Below are 15353 nucleotides of genomic sequence, written 5' to 3' on the forward strand. Positions count from 1 at the left end.
GCCATGAGCTGCCCGCCCTCTTCCACCGCCCAAGGGCTGCAGGATGCCCGCACGCTGCTCACCGAAGAGCTGCTGCGCGGCTTCGACAAGCCGGGCCCGCGCTACACCTCCTACCCCACGGCCGACCGCTTCCACGGCCAGTTTGGCCCGGCACAGGCGACCCAGGCCCTCACGGCGCTGCCGGCTGCCGGCGCGAACGCGCCGCTCTCGCTCTACGTGCACATTCCGTTTTGCGAATCCATCTGCTACTACTGCGCCTGCAACAAGATCATCACCCGCCACCATGAACGCGCCGCCGAGTACCTCGATGCGCTCGAGGCGGAGCTGGCGCTGGTGTCGTCCCTGCTGGGCACGGGACGGCCGGTGTCGCAACTGCATTTCGGCGGCGGCTCGCCGACCTTCCTGTCCGATGCCGAGCTCGAACGGCTGATGTCGGCACTGGCCGCGCGCTTTCAGTTCACGGCGGACTCGGAGATTTCCATCGAGGTCGATCCGCGCACGGTGAGCACGGCACGCCTGGCGCACCTGCGCGGCCTGGGCTTCAACCGGCTGAGCTTTGGCGTGCAGGACTTCGATCCCGACGTGCAACAGGCGGTGCACCGCGTGCAATCCTTTGACGCCGTGCGTGAGCTCATGGACGGCGCGCGGGCACTGGGCTTTGCCTCCATCAACGCCGACTTCATCTACGGCCTGCCCAAGCAGACGCCGCAGAGCTTTGCGCGCACCGTGCAGCAGATTGGCGAGCTGCGCCCGCACCGCATCGCGCTGTATGCCTACGCGCACCTGCCGGAACGCTTCAAGCCGCAGCGCCGCATCCACGAGCAGGATCTGCCCAGCCCGTCGCAGCGCATCACCATGCTGGGCGACGCCATCCACGGGCTGCTGGCGCAGGGTTTCGAGCACATCGGCATGGACCACTTCGCGCTGCCGGCCGACCCGCTGGCCGTGGCCCGGCGCCAGGGAAGCCTGCACCGCAACTTCCAGGGCTACAGCACGCAGCCGGACTGCGACCTCGTGGCCCTGGGCGTGTCGGCCATAGGCCGCATTGGCGGCACCTACTACCAGAACGCCAAAACGCTACCCACGTACTACGAAAGCCTGCAGCGCCAGGAGCTGCCCGTGGAGCGGGGCTACGAGCTCGATGCGGACGACCGGCTGCGGCGCGACGTGATCATGGCCCTGATGTGCCGGGGCGGCCTGGACTTCGACGCCGTCGAGCAGCAGCACGGCATCCGCGTTGAGGACTACTTCCAGCGCGAGTTGCAAGCGCTGCTGCCGCTGGCGCAGTCGGGGCTGGTGACGCTGCAGGCGCGGCGCATCGGCGTCACGGCGGCGGGCTGGTTTCTCATACGCGCCGTCGCCAGCGTCTTCGACCGTCATTTGCAGGCCGCCACGTCGCGTCCGCGCTTCTCTCGCATGGTCTGAGGAAGGCAGCGCGATAATTTTTGCTCTTTGACTGCGTCCTGATAACTCTCATTATCATGCCGCTACTTAAATAGCAAAAACGGTGTGCCGTTGGAATGACGGGCACCGGGAGCCGATGCAAACCATTGAGCCGCCAAGGAAATCCGCTGCGGGCCGGCCACGGGGTGCACGTACGAAGGTATTGCGCGAGCAACAGCCTTTGGGCGTGCATCACTTCGCTTTCCTCAGGGCATGCCTGCAGGGGCTGGACGTCAGGAAAGCCTGGGAGCGCTATCTGGCCTTTGGCGAGGTCAGCAACCACTCTCGCCATATCGAGCGCCAGCGGGCCTTGCTCATGCAGCGCGTGCTGCGCGAAGCCCAGGCCCTGAACCTGACGCTGGCCGAGGACGAGCGCATCACGGCGGAGTTGGCCTTGCTTGCCCAAGCCCCGCAAGGCCCCGGCGCCACAGCCTTGCCCAGCCTGGACGACTTCGCAGCCGTACACGGCCTGGACAGCGACGGCTGGTCCGAGCAGGACCTGTTGCGCGAGTACCGCGAATGCTTCGGTCTGGACGGCCCCACGGAGACCGGTCTCCCCTCGCCTGCCGCGGCGGTATCGAACAGCACCGGGCCGTTGCGTGCCCTGCTTCGGATCGAGGGCCTGCTGTCCCGCCGCCCTGCCCCGGCGGACACGTTGTCCTGGTGGTTGTCGCCTGTCCTGGCCACTCGGCTGCGGGAAGCCGGCATTGCCACCGTGCAAGCCTTGGCCCAAACGGCCAACGTCCATGGCGCGAACTGGTGGCGCCGCGTTCGCGGGTTGGGGGCCACGCGGGCGCAGGCGCTGCTGGACTGGCTCAAACCCATGGTGGCCCACAGCGATGCGGCACTGCGGGAGGACGTCCTGCACCCGCCCCAACGGCGTGCGGCGTTGCGCACCGCCACCCTGGCCACAATAGACACGCCGCCCCGGTGGGCCCTCGTACCTTGGGAGCGGCTGGCGGTGCCGCAGCGCCTGGCGGGCGGTGCGGCCGCACCCGGCTTGTTTGCCACGCGCATGCCCAACCACCTGGGCGCGCACGACGACCGGCAAGCGGTGGAGGCCTGGCTCTCGCAGTTCCGGGACAAGCCCGCCACGCTGCGTGCCTACCGCAAGGAGGTGGAGCGCTTTTACCTGTGGTGCCTGCTGGAGCGGGACAAGCCGCTGTCGTCCATGGACAGCCTGGACGCACAGGCCTACCGTGACTTCATCCGGCAGCCGCCGGCATCGTGGTGTGCGGCCGGCGTCGTCACGCGCGACGACATGGGCTGGCGGCCCTTCCGCGGCCCCTTGAGCCCCGCATCGCAACGGCAGGCGCTGGTCGTGGTGCAAGCCTTGTTTGACGGTTTGCGCGACGCGAACTATCTGGTCGGCAACCCGCTGCGCGCGGTCAACAAGCGCGCGGCGTTGACGGCCTCACGCATGGACATCGACCGTTCCTTCACCGATGCGGAATGGGCATTCATATGTGCCCAGGTCGATCTGGAAGAAGCGGCGGCCCGTGGCCGGGGACAGGTGCCGGCGGGGGCGGAACAACGCCGCTTGCGCATGGTGCTGGAGTTGCTCGCCGGCACGGGCCTGCGCTTGTCGGAAATCGCCGGGGCCACGACCGCTTCGTTGCGCAGCGTCGCCATCGGCCAAGAAGCTCGGCAAGCCGTCTTGCTGACCGTGGAGGGCAAGGGGGGCAAGCAGCGCGAGGTGCCCCTGGCCGATGATTTGGCACAACTCGTCGCGCGCCACCATGCCGACGCCTCGTCCATGGGAGCGCTGCCCTCGCCGGCACCGCTGGTGTGCACCTTGGCCGATGCACCGCCCCGGTGGGTGGCCACCGTCGGCGGCAGGGCCGAATTGCAGGTCCGCGGCGCCGGTGGCCGCGCGTTGGGCGCCAGCGGGCTCTACCGCACGCTCAAGCGCTTTTTCAAGCACATCGCTGCAGAGGCGCATCTGATCGACGGGCTCGATGCCGGCCGCTTCCAGGCGGCCTCCACCCATTGGCTGCGCCATACCTTTGCGCGCCAGGGCGCCGCGGCGCAAGTGCCGGTGGAGGTTCTCCAGCAGGCGCTGGGGCACGCCAGCCTGTCGACGACCACCGTGTACCTGAGCACGGAGCGGTTCCGAATGGTGCTGGAGCTGGAGAAGCTGCACCGGCGCCGCAAGGCGGGTTGACGGCCCCACACGCAGGGGTGTTCTACCGTAGAACACCCAGTACCCACTGCACCACCCGTTCGCGCCTGCCGCGCCTCACCGGGCGGGCAGCCATGCCTCAGCAAGCGCGTCGGTATCACCCATACATCCAGGGCCGCCTGGCCAAGGCTGCGGGTGTTCTACCGTAGAACACCCGCCCAACAAAAAGGGGCCCGCAGGCCCCTGGTATGGATTTTCAAGCCTGGACCGGCTATCGGCCGTCAATCGAAGAACTTGCCCAGCAGCTCCAGCAAGCGCTTTTCCTTGTCGGCCGTCAGCGCCCCTGCCTTGAAGCGCAGCGTGACGTTGCCGCGTGCATCCTTGTCCCATGAGCCCACCGTCTTGCCGCTCTGGGTGTAGCGGGTCTGCCGTGTCAGCTGGCCCTTTTCGCCCTGGCCGGTCAGGCAAGCCAGCACGTCGCGGGCAGCGGGACGAGGCGACTGCGCAGCCAGGCCTTTGGCACGTTCCAGGACCGCCGCTTCGTCGTGCTCCAGCGCGGCCTTCAGCGGTGCCACCCAGCGGAACTGAAGCTCCAGCGGCGAGGGGAAAGCCTGCACTACCTCGTCCGGCAAGGCCGCGATCTGCAACGCGGTGCTGACGTTGCCGGGTTGCGCCCCGATGGACGAGGCCAGTTGCCGCAGCGAAGGGAACAAGCCGGCGTCCAGGGCGCGCCGGTACATCATGCCCTGCTCCCAGGCCGACAAATCCTTGCGGCCCCGGTTTTCGCGCTCCATTTCTATGAACAGCGCGCGATCCTCGATGTTGTCCACCAGGCACAGCACAGGCAGGCCCAATTGCCGGCAGGCTTCCAGCCGCCGGTGGCCGTACACCACTTCGAAACTGTCGGCCGGTTCGGCCACGGGCCGGACCTTGATGGGCTGGACGTTGCCGCCCGCGTCAGCCACTTCGGCCTTGAGCTTTTCAAACTGCGGCGAGCTGAAATTGAGCTCATGGCGGTTGGCCCAGCGGCTTGGGCGTATCAGCGCCGTGTCTATCAGCCGCGTGGCCTTGGCGCCGTCCCATTGGCGCAGATCGGCAAGCGCCTCGTCCAATTGGCCTTGCAGTGCCTGTGCCTGCTGGGCCTTGGCCTGCAGGGCCTCGTTCTCGCGCAGCAGTTCCGAGCGCGCGTCGTTGGCAAACGCCATCATCGCGCCCGGGGCCGTCTTGGGCCGGGCAGGCGCGTCGCTCTCGGGCCCAAGCCCGGGCAGGTTGCTGAAATCCAGCTTGGCGGCCTTGTTCTTGAGACTCATGGCGGCTCCTCAGCTCAGACGGCCAGTTGTTCCAGTTGCGTGGCCCACACGGCCTGGATCTGCTGCTCGACCAGTTCGCACATGCGGTCGTAGGCGTCGCGGGCGCGGGCAAACGTCTTGGCGTTCATGGCGCCGCGGGGCAGGTCGTACACCGTGCCGAACTCGGCCGACGCCGTGGCGGTGACGGCGGTCTTGGGAATCTCGATGGGCAGCACCTTGTCGGCGTAGCCTTCCAGCACCCATTGGCGAACCACCGTGCTGGCCGCGTCGTTGGACTCCACGCGCGACAGCAGCACGTCGATGAACTCAAAGGTCTTGTCCTGGCCGCGGCTGCGAATGAGCTGGTTGCACAGGTCGCTGAACAAGTCCCAGAACTGGGCCGAGCTGGCGAAGTCCAGCGCCGAAGGGGGCAAGGGCATGATGACCCCGTCGGCGGCCATCAGTGCATTGATGGTGACGTAGCTCAGCGCCGGCGGCGTGTCGATGATGATGATGTCGTAGTCCATGCGCGCCTGGTCCAGTCCGCGGTCGAGCACGCGCCAGAACTCGAAGCCCGGGTCGCGCGTCTGGCGGGCGGGCAGGGCAAACTCGGCGCCAAACAGCAGCGGCGCGGCGCACACCAGGTCGATGCCTGGCCAGTAGCTGCCGCGTATGGCGTAGCTCAAGTCCTCGTGGGCGCCGGAGAACAGCAGCATGGCCGTGTGTTCCTGCTCCACTTCGGCGTCCGGCAGCACGCCGAACAGCGTGGTGGCCGAGCCCTGCGGGTCCAGGTCCACGACCAGCACCCGGTGGCCGCGCATGGACAAGCCCTGCGCCAGCGTCACGGCCGACGTGGTCTTGGCCACGCCGCCCTTGAAGTTGGCCACCGTCAGCGTGGTGCCCACGGCGCCTTCGGGACGCATGTGGGGGGCGCGGAACTCGCGAATCCACTGGCGCGCATCCGCCATGGACCACTCGCGCCGGTTGCCCTGCATCTGACCGGCGGGCAGATCGCCACGGGTGAGCCGGTAGGCAATCTTCGATTTGTCCACGTGGCACAGCTGCGCCAGTTGAGCGGCGCTCAAGGACGGCGCCGACTTCTTGGCCGCCGGCGGCAGCATGGCCGCACGAATGTGCCCCATCATGGCCGCCACGCGTGCCGCTTGATGTTCGATGTCGGCCAGGCTTTGCCGACGGATGGCCTGTTTGATGTCCATGTCCGTGCCCGCTTGTTACGTTTTTGGGATTGCAGACGATTATGCATGGCACATCGGAAAAATCGCATGTGCGGTGGCACAGTGCACAACGTGGGCCTTATCAGCAGCGCCGTTTGATTTCTTTCCTATCTTCTCGGCGGGATTAAAAAAGTCTAAAGAAGTTAAAGAGATTAAAGCTTGTGGACAACTCGGTTTTATCTATAAAAATCAATGATTTACTGAATATTAATAATGCACTCTGTCCAGCTTTTAACCGATACCGTCCAGTATTTAACCGATACCGTCCATGATTCAACCGTCAAGTGTCCAGCGTCTTCCCGGACACTGTGGCAGCTTGTCCACAAGGCACCGTGTTGGCGCGCCGGGCACATGCGATGGCCGGCAGCCGTTCCTGAAGTGCCTGCTGTCCAGCCCTTAACCGCCTGAATTTTAAGAAAAACATGGGGCAGAGTCTGCCCGGTGTCCAGGTTTCAACCGGCCTGCTTTATTGATCGCTTGGAGGCTGCGTCGCAAGCTGTCCAGCTTTTAACCGGCTGCCGGTTCTTCACGCTGTGGTCGGGGCGGAAAGGAAATGTCCAGGAAAAAACCGCTGTGCTCCGATCACAGGCAAGCAGCACAGCGGTGGACTGTCCAGCTTTTAACCGATTCGATGGAGGAGCACGCTGCCCGCAAGGGCACGATGTGTCCGTTTTCTAACCGGAGAAGTAGGGCTCACGGTCTGTCGTCATGCGATCGGACGCGGATTCACTTGAAATTCGAAGAAACGCGAAGGCATCGAAAGTCCCTAAGCGTCCAGGGGTGCGTGGACATATGATGCTGTCCCATGGATGACAAAGACCCGCCGCGCGTCCCGGTGCCCAAGGAAGAAGGCGCGGAGCTGCGCAAGCCGCACGAGATGATCGTGATGGTCCCGCGCTCGCGCCGCGTCACGCTCACTGGGCGGCGGCTGTACAACGCGCTGCTGCAGGTATCGCAGTCGCGGCTGCAGGCCATGGAGACCATGCCGGCCGCGGACTACCTGTTCGAGGCGCCCTTGCCCGCGCTGCTGCGCACCACCGGCTCCAGCGGCGAGGACCGCACGGCCGCCAAGCGCTACCTGCGCGAGATGCGGGGGCTGGAAGTGGACTGGGAATCCACGGCGCCCGGCGACGGTTTGAAATGGCGCGGCTTCAGCATGCTCAGCGAAGTGGCCATAGAGGTGCGCAACGGCGAGAACTGGGTGTCCTGGTCTTACCCGCCCACCATCATGTCGGCGCTGCGCGAGCCCGCGCGCTGGGCTCGCATCGACCTGGACGTCCTGGCCAAGCTGGGCTCCTACGCTGCCGTGGCGCTGTATGAAATCTGCGCCCGCTACCGGGACAACCCCTCCGGCGTGACCAGCCGCAAGCCGGTGCAGTGGTGGGCCGATGCGCTCAACCCCGCACCCGGCGGCGCCGAGCGGCGCGAGTGGCGCAAGTTCAAGAACGAGCGCGTGAAGCCGGCGGTCGAGGAGATCAACAGCGAGACCGACATCGAGATCGAGCTCATAGAGCACAAGGTCGGCCGCGCCGTGAGCGAAGTGCAGTTCGCCGTGCGCCGCAAGCGCGGCACGCCGCGCGCGCGGGCGCTTGCCGAGGGGCCGGTGGATGCAGGCCTGGTGCTGCGCGCGGAGTCGCTGGGCATACGCGAAGCCAAGCTGGACGGCCTGATCAAGGAGTTCGGCGAGGCCCGGGTGCGCGAGCAACTGGACGTGCTGGAGCACCGCGCCGTCAACCGCAAGTTGCGCGGCATCGAGCACGCCTACGCGTATCTGCGCTCATTGCTGCGCCATGGCGATGCCCAGGAGCCCCCGGCGCTGCCCGGCACGCCGGTGCCGGCCGCCGTGGTGGAGCAGGGGAGCGCGGCCGCCATCCAGGCGCTGGCTGCGCCTTCGCCGGCGCCGGCATCGCCCGCCGTGGCCGACACCGGGGCCCATGCCGAAGCCTGGCTCAACGAGCGCATTGCGCAGGTGAAAAGCGAGATTGCCGCGTTGGACCCCGTGCAGCGCCGTGGCTGGGTGGAGCGCGCGCTGCAGGATCTGGCCGCGCGCGGGATGCTCAGCGCCGTGGTCTCGCGCCGCGCCGCGCAGGGCGACGTGCTGCACGGTGTGCTGGGCTCGGTGTTGGTGCGCCTGTATGCGCAAGCGGTGCATGGCGCGGACTGGGACACGCCGCCGGGTGTTCGGCGCTGAGGCCCGTCACGGCCCAAAGCCGCCCATGGAGCGGCGAGCCAGTTGCGCCGCGCCGTAGGCCGCTTCCTCGTGGGCCGCGACGGCCACGGGCACGCCCAGGCAGCTTTGGCGCAGATGCCGCCAGGGCGCATTGGCCGCGCCGCCGCCCACGGTCCACACGCGCGATGGGTATGGCGCCCCCAGCGCCGCCAGGCGCCGGAAGCCCAAGGCTTCGACGTTCGCAATGCCTTCGAGCAGGCCCTGGAAGAACAGGGCGTCGTCCGCGGGCCGCGGCGTGTCGCGTGGCGCAAGGGCTGGGTCGTTGATGGGGAAACGTTCTCCGGGTGCGGGCAGCGGGTAGTAGTCGAGGCCTGTCCATTGGCCGGGGCGCAGCCTGGGGCTCAGCTCGGCCATGCGCTGACGGGTGAAATGCCGCAGCAGCGCGGCCCCACCGCTGTTGGAGGCGCCGCCCGCGAGCCACCGCCGTCCCAGCCGGTGGCTGTAGATGCCGTACTGCGGCGCCCACACCGGCTGCGCCGACAGCACTTTGAGCACCAGCGTGCTGCCCAGCGAAGTGACGGCCTCGCCCACCTCGCACGCGCCCGTGGCCAGGAAGGCCGCGACACCGTCGGTCGTTCCGGCCACCACCTGCACGTCGGCGGGCAGGCTCAACTCGCGGGCGATATGGGGCGCCAGCGGCCCAAGCCGCGTGCCGGGCACCGCGACTTGCGGCAGCAGCTCCATGCGCAGCGGCAGCCCCTGCAGCCAATTTGGCCAGCGCCGCGACAGCGGGTCGTAGCCCAGCTTCAATGCGTTGTGTTCGTCGGACCAGCCGAAGCGGCCCAGGAGTTGGCCAGCGATCCAGTCGGCTTGGTGCAGGGCGTGGGCGGCCCGCGGCGTTTGGGCCTGCAGATGCAGCAGCCGCGCCAGCGCGCAGCCGGGTCCGCGCGCGGCGGTGTCGGGTGGCGCCACGGCGGCAATCTGCGCGGCTTCGGCCAGCGAGGCCACGTCGTCATACATGAGCGCCGGCGTGAGCGGCACGCCTTGGGCGTCGGCCAGCAGCAGGGTGCCGGACGTCCCGTCCACCGCAATGGACATCAAGCGTTCGCGGCGCACTTGGGTGAGCACCGCCTGCAGCACCCGCCGCACCGCGGCCCACCAATCGGCAGCTTGCTGCGTGACGCGGGCACCGTCGCGCAGCGACGGCGGCAGGGCTTCGCGGGCCGTGGCCTGCACGTCGCCATGGCCGGCCACCACCACCGCGCGCACGCCGGAGGTGCCCAGGTCCAGGCCCAGGTGCAGGGCGTCGTCCGAGGCGGGAACACTGTCCATGGCCGCATTGTTGCGGGCGGCGCCCCTGGACAGGTGTCAGGGATCGATGACGGCCGCGCAGGCGTCCGTGGGCAAGGCCGCGGCGTGGCCCACCACCGGGACGATCTTGATCACCGCCGACGCGGCGCGGCAGGGAAAGGCGACGGCGCCGCAGCCCCCGAGCAGCGAGGTCAGGACGAGGGCGCAGCAAGTCAGTACAACGGTTCGCATGCCGCTCCAACGGCAGCGCGGCGGCCCCGTTGACGGCCGCTGCCTTCCAAATCCAACTGTTACGACGAAACGCGGCGAAAAGTCACGCCGGCGGACCGCGCCCGTGCCCGCAGCTCAAGCCGTGCGCGCGCCCGCCGCGGCGAAGCAGGGCGGGGCGGGCGCGCTATCCTCGGCGCCCGCCACAGCGGCGGCATCCCCCTTCACTTCTCTCTATATGACGCGCCGCGCCGCTGCGCGTCCTGCCGGTGTGAACCTCAAGCAGCTCGAATACTTCGTCCAGGTCGCCGAATTGGGCAGCTTCAGCAAGGCTGCGGCCGTGCTGGACATCGCGCAGCCCGCGCTCAGCCGCCAGGTGCGCTCGCTGGAAATCGAGTTGCGCGAGACGCTGCTGCTGCGCAACGGCCGCGGCGTGGTGTTGACCGAGGCGGGGCGCCGTTTGCTGGAGCACGGCAGCGGCATCCTGCAGGCCGTGGCGCAGGCACGCGAGGACATGCGCTCCTCGCGCGACGAGGCGGTGGGCCGCGTCGTCATCGGCGTGCCGCCCACCATGGGGCGCAAGCTCACCGTGCCGCTGGTGGAAACCTTCAAGCAGCGGCTGCCGCGGGCGCAGTTGGCCATTGTCGAGGGGCTGTCCACGCACATCGTCGAGTGGATCCTGAGCTCGCGCGTGGACATCGGCCTGCTCTACAACCCCGAGGCGCAGCCGGGGCTGGAGGTCATGCCGCTGCTCAACGAGCCGCTGTGCCTGGTGGAGCGGCGCGAGGCGCCGTCCGACCGCGCGCCGGGCAAGGCGCTGGTGCCGCTGCGCGAGCTGGCCGCCTTGCCGCTGGTGCTGCCCGAGCGCGCGCACGTGATACGGCGCCAGCTGGAGACGCAGGCGGCGCTGGTTGGGCTCAAGCTGCAGATTGCCTGGGAAGTCTCCAGCGTGGCCTCCATCATCGAGCTGGTGGCCGCCGGCCACGGCTGTGCCGTGCTCACCGCCAGCGCCGTGAACGCGTCTCCACGGGCCGACGAGCTGCGTGCCCGCCCGCTCACCGATCCCACGCTCACCAGCGTGCTGTGCCTGGCCCGCTCCTCCACGCGGCGGCCGGGTCCGCTGATGCGCCAGGCGTCGCAACTGCTCGTGGACCTCAGCCTCGGCCTGCCCACCGGCGGCACGGCCCTCGTCGGTACCGACTGATTCTTCTGGCCCGCTTCCGGCCGGGCGACTGAATCTTGTCGCCGCCATTCCTGTTTGAGATACATCAAGCGGCGCAGCCATGCCGTTTTGCGATAGCAGCTATGGGCTCAATGGGCTTGGTGGGGGAGGGGGGCGTGATCAGAATCGCGCCGCAAAAGATGGCCGTTCCGTGATTGGGCGGCATGCCAACTGCCCGCCCAACTCCACCCATGTGCCGGGGGGCCACCAGGAGACTTTCGTGGACCAAAGCAAAAGCGTCGATGTGCAGGCGCTACTCAATGCCAGCCGCTTCTCAGGCTACCAATGGCTGGTGTTTTTTCTGTGCTTCACCGTCGTCCTGCTGGACGGCTTTGACACGGCGGCCATAGGCTACATCGCGCCGTCGCTGGTGAAGGAGTGGGGCGTGAGCAAGCCGGCGCTGGCGCCGGTGCTCAGCGCGGCGCTGTTTGGCCTGGCTGCGGGGGCGCTGAGCGCCGGTCCGCTGGCCGACCGCTTGGGCCGCAAGCGTGTGCTGATCGCCTCCACCCTGGTGTTCGGCCTGGGCTGCCTGGCCTCGGCCTGGTCCGGCGACCTCACGCAACTGACGGTGCTGCGCTTCGTCACCGGCGTGGGCCTGGGTGCGGCCATGCCCAACGCCGTCACGCTGATGAGCGAGTACTGCCCCGACGGGCAGCGCGCCATGCTGACCAACGCCATGTTCTGCGGCTTCCCGCTGGGTGCGGCCTTTGGCGGCTTCCTGGCGGCCTGGATGATTCCGCACTTCGGCTGGCGCAGCGTGCTGATGCTGGGCGGCGTGGCGCCGCTGGTGCTGATTGCGGTGATGCTGGCGGCGCTGCCGGAGTCGGCGCGCTACATGGTGGCCAAGGGCTACGCCGCCGAGCGCATCCGCGCCGTGCTGGTGCGCATCAACGCCGCGATGGCGCAGGGCGCCTCGCGCTTCGTCATGGCCGAGAAGGCGCCGGCCACGCAGGCCCGCAGCGGCCTGGGCGTGGTGCTGTCGCGCCAGTTCATCGTGGGCTCGCTGTCGCTGTGGGTGGCGTACTTCATGGGCCTGGTGATCTTTTACGCGCTGATCAACTGGATGCCCATCCTGTTCCGCGACGCCGGCATCGACCCGGCCACCGCCACGCTGATCTCGGCCCTCTTCCCCTTGGGCGGCGTGGGCGCCATCTTTGCCGGCTGGCTGATGGACCGCTACAACGCCAACCGCATCATCGCCGTTGGTTACGTGCTCACTGCCGTGTCCATCTGGGCCATTGGCCAGGCCACCGTGGGCAACGTCGGGCTGCTGATGGCGGTGGTGTTCATTGCCGGCACCATCATGAACACGGCCCAATCGTCCATGCCCGCGCTGGCCGCCATGTTCTACCCGACGCAGGGCCGTGCCACGGGCGTGTCGTGGATGCTGGGCATCGGCCGCTTCGGCGGCATTGCCGGCTCCTTCCTGGTGGCCGAGCTGCAGCGCCGCCAACTGGACTTCGCCACGGTGTTTGCCGTGGTGGCCGTGCCGGGCCTGATCGCCTGCGCCGCGCTGCTGGTCAAGCAGCTCGCGCATCCCGAGCAGCCCGGACGTGCCAACAGCGCCCGCGGCGAAGCGCTGGGCCACTGATCACCCGACGAGCCGGCCACGGCCGCCTGCACCATCAGCCAAACCTCTAGGAGACCTCGATGATCATCGACGTACACGGCCACTACACCACCGCGCCTGCCGCGCTGGGCGCCTGGCGCGACCTGCAGATCGCCTCGCTCAAGGACCCGAGCAAGAAGCCCGACCCCAAGAGCCTGAAGATCAGCGACGACGAGCTGCGCGAGTCCATCGAGACCAACCAGCTCAAGCTGATGAAGCAGCGCGGCTCCGACCTCACCGTCTTCAGCCCGCGCGCGAGCTTCATGGCCCACCACATCGGTGACTTCGAAACCTCCTCCACCTGGGCCGCCATCTGCAACGAGCTGTGCTTCCGCGTGAGCGAGCTCTTCTCCGACCACTTCATCGGCGCGGCCATGCTGCCGCAGTCGCCGGGCGTGGACCCCGCCACCTGCATCCCCGAGCTGGAGAAGTGCGTCAAGGAGTACGGTTTCGTCGGCATCAACCTGAACCCGGACCCCTCCGGCGGCCACTGGACCAGCCCGCCGCTGTCCGACCGCCACTGGTACCCCATCTACGAGAAGATGGTCGAGCTGGACATCCCGGCGATGATCCACGTCTCCACCAGCTGCAACGCCTGCTTCCACACCACGGGCTCGCACTACCTGAACGCGGACACCACCGCCTTCATGCAGTGCCTCACCAGCGACCTGTTCAAGGACTTCCCGACGCTGAAGTTCCTCATTCCCCATGGCGGCGGCGCGGTGCCCTACCACTGGGGCCGTTTCCGCGGCCTGGCGCAGGAGCTCAAGAAGCCGCTGCTGAGCGAGCACCTGCTCAACAACATCTTCTTTGACACCTGCGTGTACCACCAGCCCGGCATCGACCTGCTCACCAAGGTCATCCCGGTGAAGAACATCCTGTTCGCCTCCGAGATGATCGGCGCGGTGCGCGGCATCGACCCCGAGACCGGCCACTACTACGACGACACCAAGCGCTACGTCGCGGCCACGGCCAACCTCACGGACGAGGAGCGCCACATGGTCTACGAAGGCAACGCCCGCCGCGTCTTCCCGCGCCTGGACGCCGCGCTCAAGGCCAAGGGCCTGTAAGCCGCCAAGCTTCGCATCAACAGCCCGCACCCCCACGCATCAGGAAAGCCTCAACATGTTTGAACTCGGCGTCGTTTACCGCAACATCACCCGTGCCGACCGCGAAGCCACGGACCGCCTGGCCGCGCTGGGCTCGGCCACCGTGCACGAGGCGCAGGGCCGCGTCGGCCTGTTGCAGCCCTACATGCGGCCCATCTATCCCGGCGTGCAGGTGTCCGGCACGGCCGTCACGGTGCTGCTGCAGCCGGGCGACAACTGGATGATGCACGTCGCGGCCGAGCAGATTCAGCCCGGCGACATCGTGGTGGCGGCCGTCACGGCGCCGTGCACCGACGGCTACTTCGGCGACCTGCTGGCCACCAGCTTCCAGGCCCGCGGCGCGCGCGCGTTGATCATCGACGCCGGCGTGCGCGACGTGCGCGTGCTGCAGGAGATGGGCTTCCCGGTGTGGAGCAAGGCCATCTCCTCCAAGGGCACCATCAAGGCGACGCTGGGCTCGGTGAACATCCCCGTGGTGTGCGCCGGCATGCTGGTCAACCCGGGCGACGCCATCGTGGCTGACGACGACGGCATCTGCTGCGTGCCCAGGGCCAAGGTCGTGGAAGTGGCCGAAGCCGCCGCCAAGCGCGAGAGCTTCGAAGGCGAGAAGCGCGCCAAGCTGGCCTCCGGCATCCTGGGGCTGGACATGTACAACATGCGTGGCCCGCTGGAGAAGGCCGGCCTGAAGTACATCGACTGAAGCGGGGCGTGACCATGGCCGACCCCAAGCAGTGGCACATCGGCCTCGTCGGCTACGGCGAGGTGGGCCGCATCCTGGCCGAGGACCTGCGCAAGCAAGGCGTCACCGTTTCCGCCTACGACCTCAAGCTGGATGCGCCGGCAACGGCCGCGGCGCTGGTGGCGCATGCCCGCGCCCATGGCGTGGCGCTGGCGGCCTCGCATGCCGAGCTGGCCGCGCGTGCCGACTTCATCGTCAGCGCCGTGACCGCCAGCCAGGCCGTGCCGGTGGCGCAGGCCTGCGTGGCGGGCGTGAAGGCCGGGGCCTTCTTCCTGGACTTCAACTCCGCCTCGCCCGGCGCCAAGCAGCGCGCGGCCGCACTCATCGACGCCGCGGGCGGCCGCTACGTCGAGGGCGCGGTGATGACGTCCATCCCGCCCTACCGCATACGCGTGCCGCTGCTGTTGGGCGGGCCCAGCGCGGCCGAGCTGGCACCGCTGGTCAACGCCCTGGGCTTCGACGCCCAGGTCAGCAGCGACCAGCTGGGCGTGGCCTCGGCCACCAAGATGTGCCGCAGCGTGATGATCAAGGGCCTGGAAGCCATGGTCATCGAAAGCTTCACCGCTGCACGCCACTACGGCGTGGAAGACGCCGTGATCGCCTCGCTGCGTGAAACCTTTCCCGGCATCGACTGGGAAAAACAGGCCGCCTACTTCTTCCAGCGCGTCATCGAGCATGGCCGCCGCCGCAGCGAGGAAGTGCGCGAAGTGGCCGAGACGGTACGCGAGGCCGGCCTCGCGCCCTGGAGCGCCGGCGGCACGGCCGAGCGCCAGGCCTGGGTGGCCGATCTGGCCGACGCCGGCGTGTTCGGCGCCAGGGGCACGCCGGAATTTGCCCGCAGCCCGGATTGGCGCACCGAGGCCGACCGCATCCTGGCCCAAGTCAACAAGGATTGAA

At 68.2% G+C, this 15353-nt stretch carries 13 protein-coding genes; 9 read left to right on the plus strand and 4 right to left on the minus strand.

Translation table 11 applies throughout. From position 1 onward, the window contains the following. The first annotated feature begins 3 nt into the window (after positions 1 to 3). Positions 4 to 1425: an oxygen-independent coproporphyrinogen III oxidase gene (gene hemN / locus ALA01S_RS13745; RefSeq protein ID WP_218011468.1), complete on the plus strand. Its 1422-nt coding sequence runs from the start codon at positions 4 to 6 to the stop codon at positions 1423 to 1425. Positions 1426 to 1630: 205 nt separating this feature from the next. Next, positions 1631 to 3607 (plus strand): site-specific integrase, encoded by a 1977-nt coding sequence (locus ALA01S_RS13750; protein ID WP_169805918.1) that lies wholly within the window; start codon positions 1631 to 1633, stop codon positions 3605 to 3607. 239 nt (positions 3608 to 3846) lie between these two features. On the opposite strand, the gene ALA01S_RS13755 is transcribed toward ALA01S_RS13750, so the two are convergent. Beyond that, the gene (locus ALA01S_RS13755; protein ID WP_066337322.1) at positions 3847 to 4875 is read right to left on the minus strand and encodes a ParB/RepB/Spo0J family partition protein; all 1029 of its coding nucleotides are present in this window, start codon (positions 4873 to 4875) and stop codon (positions 3847 to 3849) included. Between the two features lie 14 nt (positions 4876 to 4889). Then, complete coding sequence (locus tag ALA01S_RS13760; RefSeq protein WP_066337323.1) at positions 4890 to 6071, minus strand: AAA family ATPase; 1182 nt, start codon at positions 6069 to 6071, stop codon at positions 4890 to 4892. Here ALA01S_RS13760 and ALA01S_RS32995 point away from each other — a divergent pair. Together ALA01S_RS32995 and ALA01S_RS13765 are read left to right on the plus strand one after the other, a co-directional pair. Beyond that, the gene (locus ALA01S_RS32995) at positions 6064 to 6285 is read left to right on the plus strand and encodes a hypothetical protein (protein ID WP_157118996.1); all 222 of its coding nucleotides are present in this window, start codon (positions 6064 to 6066) and stop codon (positions 6283 to 6285) included. The two genes, ALA01S_RS13760 and ALA01S_RS32995, sit on opposite strands and share 8 nt — an antisense overlap. 609 nt (positions 6286 to 6894) lie before the next feature. Continuing rightward, entirely contained in the window at positions 6895 to 8280 is a 1386-nt protein-coding gene (locus ALA01S_RS13765; protein WP_066337325.1) for a replication initiation protein, read from the plus strand. Between the two features lie 6 nt (positions 8281 to 8286). Here the strand turns inward: ALA01S_RS13765 and ALA01S_RS13770 are convergent, their stop codons facing one another. Both ALA01S_RS13770 and ALA01S_RS33970 read right to left on the minus strand, forming a co-directional pair. Further along, positions 8287 to 9591: an FGGY-family carbohydrate kinase gene (locus tag ALA01S_RS13770; RefSeq protein ID WP_066337327.1), complete on the minus strand. Its 1305-nt coding sequence runs from the start codon at positions 9589 to 9591 to the stop codon at positions 8287 to 8289. Between the two features lie 36 nt (positions 9592 to 9627). Continuing rightward, entirely contained in the window at positions 9628 to 9801 is a 174-nt protein-coding gene (locus tag ALA01S_RS33970; RefSeq protein ID WP_169805919.1) for a DUF6726 family protein, read from the minus strand. Between the two features lie 247 nt (positions 9802 to 10048). On the opposite strand from ALA01S_RS33970, the gene ALA01S_RS13775 reads away from it, so the two are divergent. The 5 genes from ALA01S_RS13775 to ALA01S_RS13795 all read left to right on the plus strand — a co-directional run bounded on the left by ALA01S_RS13775 (position 10049) and on the right by ALA01S_RS13795 (position 15352). Next, the gene (locus ALA01S_RS13775) at positions 10049 to 10981 is read left to right on the plus strand and encodes a LysR family transcriptional regulator (RefSeq protein WP_066337328.1); all 933 of its coding nucleotides are present in this window, start codon (positions 10049 to 10051) and stop codon (positions 10979 to 10981) included. Positions 10982 to 11219: 238 nt separating this feature from the next. After that, on the plus strand, positions 11220 to 12590 hold the full coding sequence (locus ALA01S_RS13780) for an MFS transporter (protein ID WP_066337330.1): 1371 nt from the start codon (positions 11220 to 11222) through the stop codon (positions 12588 to 12590). 59 nt (positions 12591 to 12649) lie between these two features. After that, on the plus strand, positions 12650 to 13678 hold the full coding sequence (locus ALA01S_RS13785) for an amidohydrolase family protein (RefSeq protein WP_066337333.1): 1029 nt from the start codon (positions 12650 to 12652) through the stop codon (positions 13676 to 13678). Between the two features lie 55 nt (positions 13679 to 13733). Beyond that, positions 13734 to 14417, plus strand: a complete 684-nt coding sequence (gene ligK / locus ALA01S_RS13790; protein WP_066337335.1) for a 4-carboxy-4-hydroxy-2-oxoadipate aldolase/oxaloacetate decarboxylase — start codon at positions 13734 to 13736, stop codon at positions 14415 to 14417. Between the two features lie 14 nt (positions 14418 to 14431). Further along, the gene (locus tag ALA01S_RS13795) at positions 14432 to 15352 is read left to right on the plus strand and encodes a DUF1932 domain-containing protein (RefSeq protein WP_066337372.1); all 921 of its coding nucleotides are present in this window, start codon (positions 14432 to 14434) and stop codon (positions 15350 to 15352) included. Position 15353 lies beyond the last annotated feature (1 nt).

Source organism: Azohydromonas lata NBRC 102462 (assembly GCF_001571085.1).
In the GTDB taxonomy this organism is placed as follows: Bacteria; Pseudomonadota; Gammaproteobacteria; order Burkholderiales; family Burkholderiaceae_C; genus Azohydromonas; species Azohydromonas lata.

Bases quoted from the DNA above. Each gene is read 5' to 3' on its own strand.
- ALA01S_RS13795 (WP_066337372.1), top strand. From the start codon at position 14,432: ATGGCCGACCCCAAGCAGTGGCACATCGGCCTCGTCGGCTACGGCGAG.
- ALA01S_RS33970 (WP_169805919.1), bottom strand. From the start codon at position 9,801: ATGCGAACCGTTGTACTGACTTGCTGCGCCCTCGTCCTGACCTCGCTG.
- hemN (WP_218011468.1), top strand. From the start codon at position 4: ATGAGCTGCCCGCCCTCTTCCACCGCCCAAGGGCTGCAGGATGCCCGC.
- ALA01S_RS32995 (WP_157118996.1), top strand. From the start codon at position 6,064: ATGTCCATGTCCGTGCCCGCTTGTTACGTTTTTGGGATTGCAGACGAT.
- ALA01S_RS13765 (WP_066337325.1), top strand. From the start codon at position 6,895: ATGGATGACAAAGACCCGCCGCGCGTCCCGGTGCCCAAGGAAGAAGGC.
- ligK (WP_066337335.1), top strand. From the start codon at position 13,734: ATGTTTGAACTCGGCGTCGTTTACCGCAACATCACCCGTGCCGACCGC.
- ALA01S_RS13785 (WP_066337333.1), top strand. From the start codon at position 12,650: ATGATCATCGACGTACACGGCCACTACACCACCGCGCCTGCCGCGCTG.
- ALA01S_RS13760 (WP_066337323.1), bottom strand. From the start codon at position 6,071: ATGGACATCAAACAGGCCATCCGTCGGCAAAGCCTGGCCGACATCGAA.
- ALA01S_RS13755 (WP_066337322.1), bottom strand. From the start codon at position 4,875: ATGAGTCTCAAGAACAAGGCCGCCAAGCTGGATTTCAGCAACCTGCCC.
- ALA01S_RS13770 (WP_066337327.1), bottom strand. From the start codon at position 9,591: ATGGACAGTGTTCCCGCCTCGGACGACGCCCTGCACCTGGGCCTGGAC.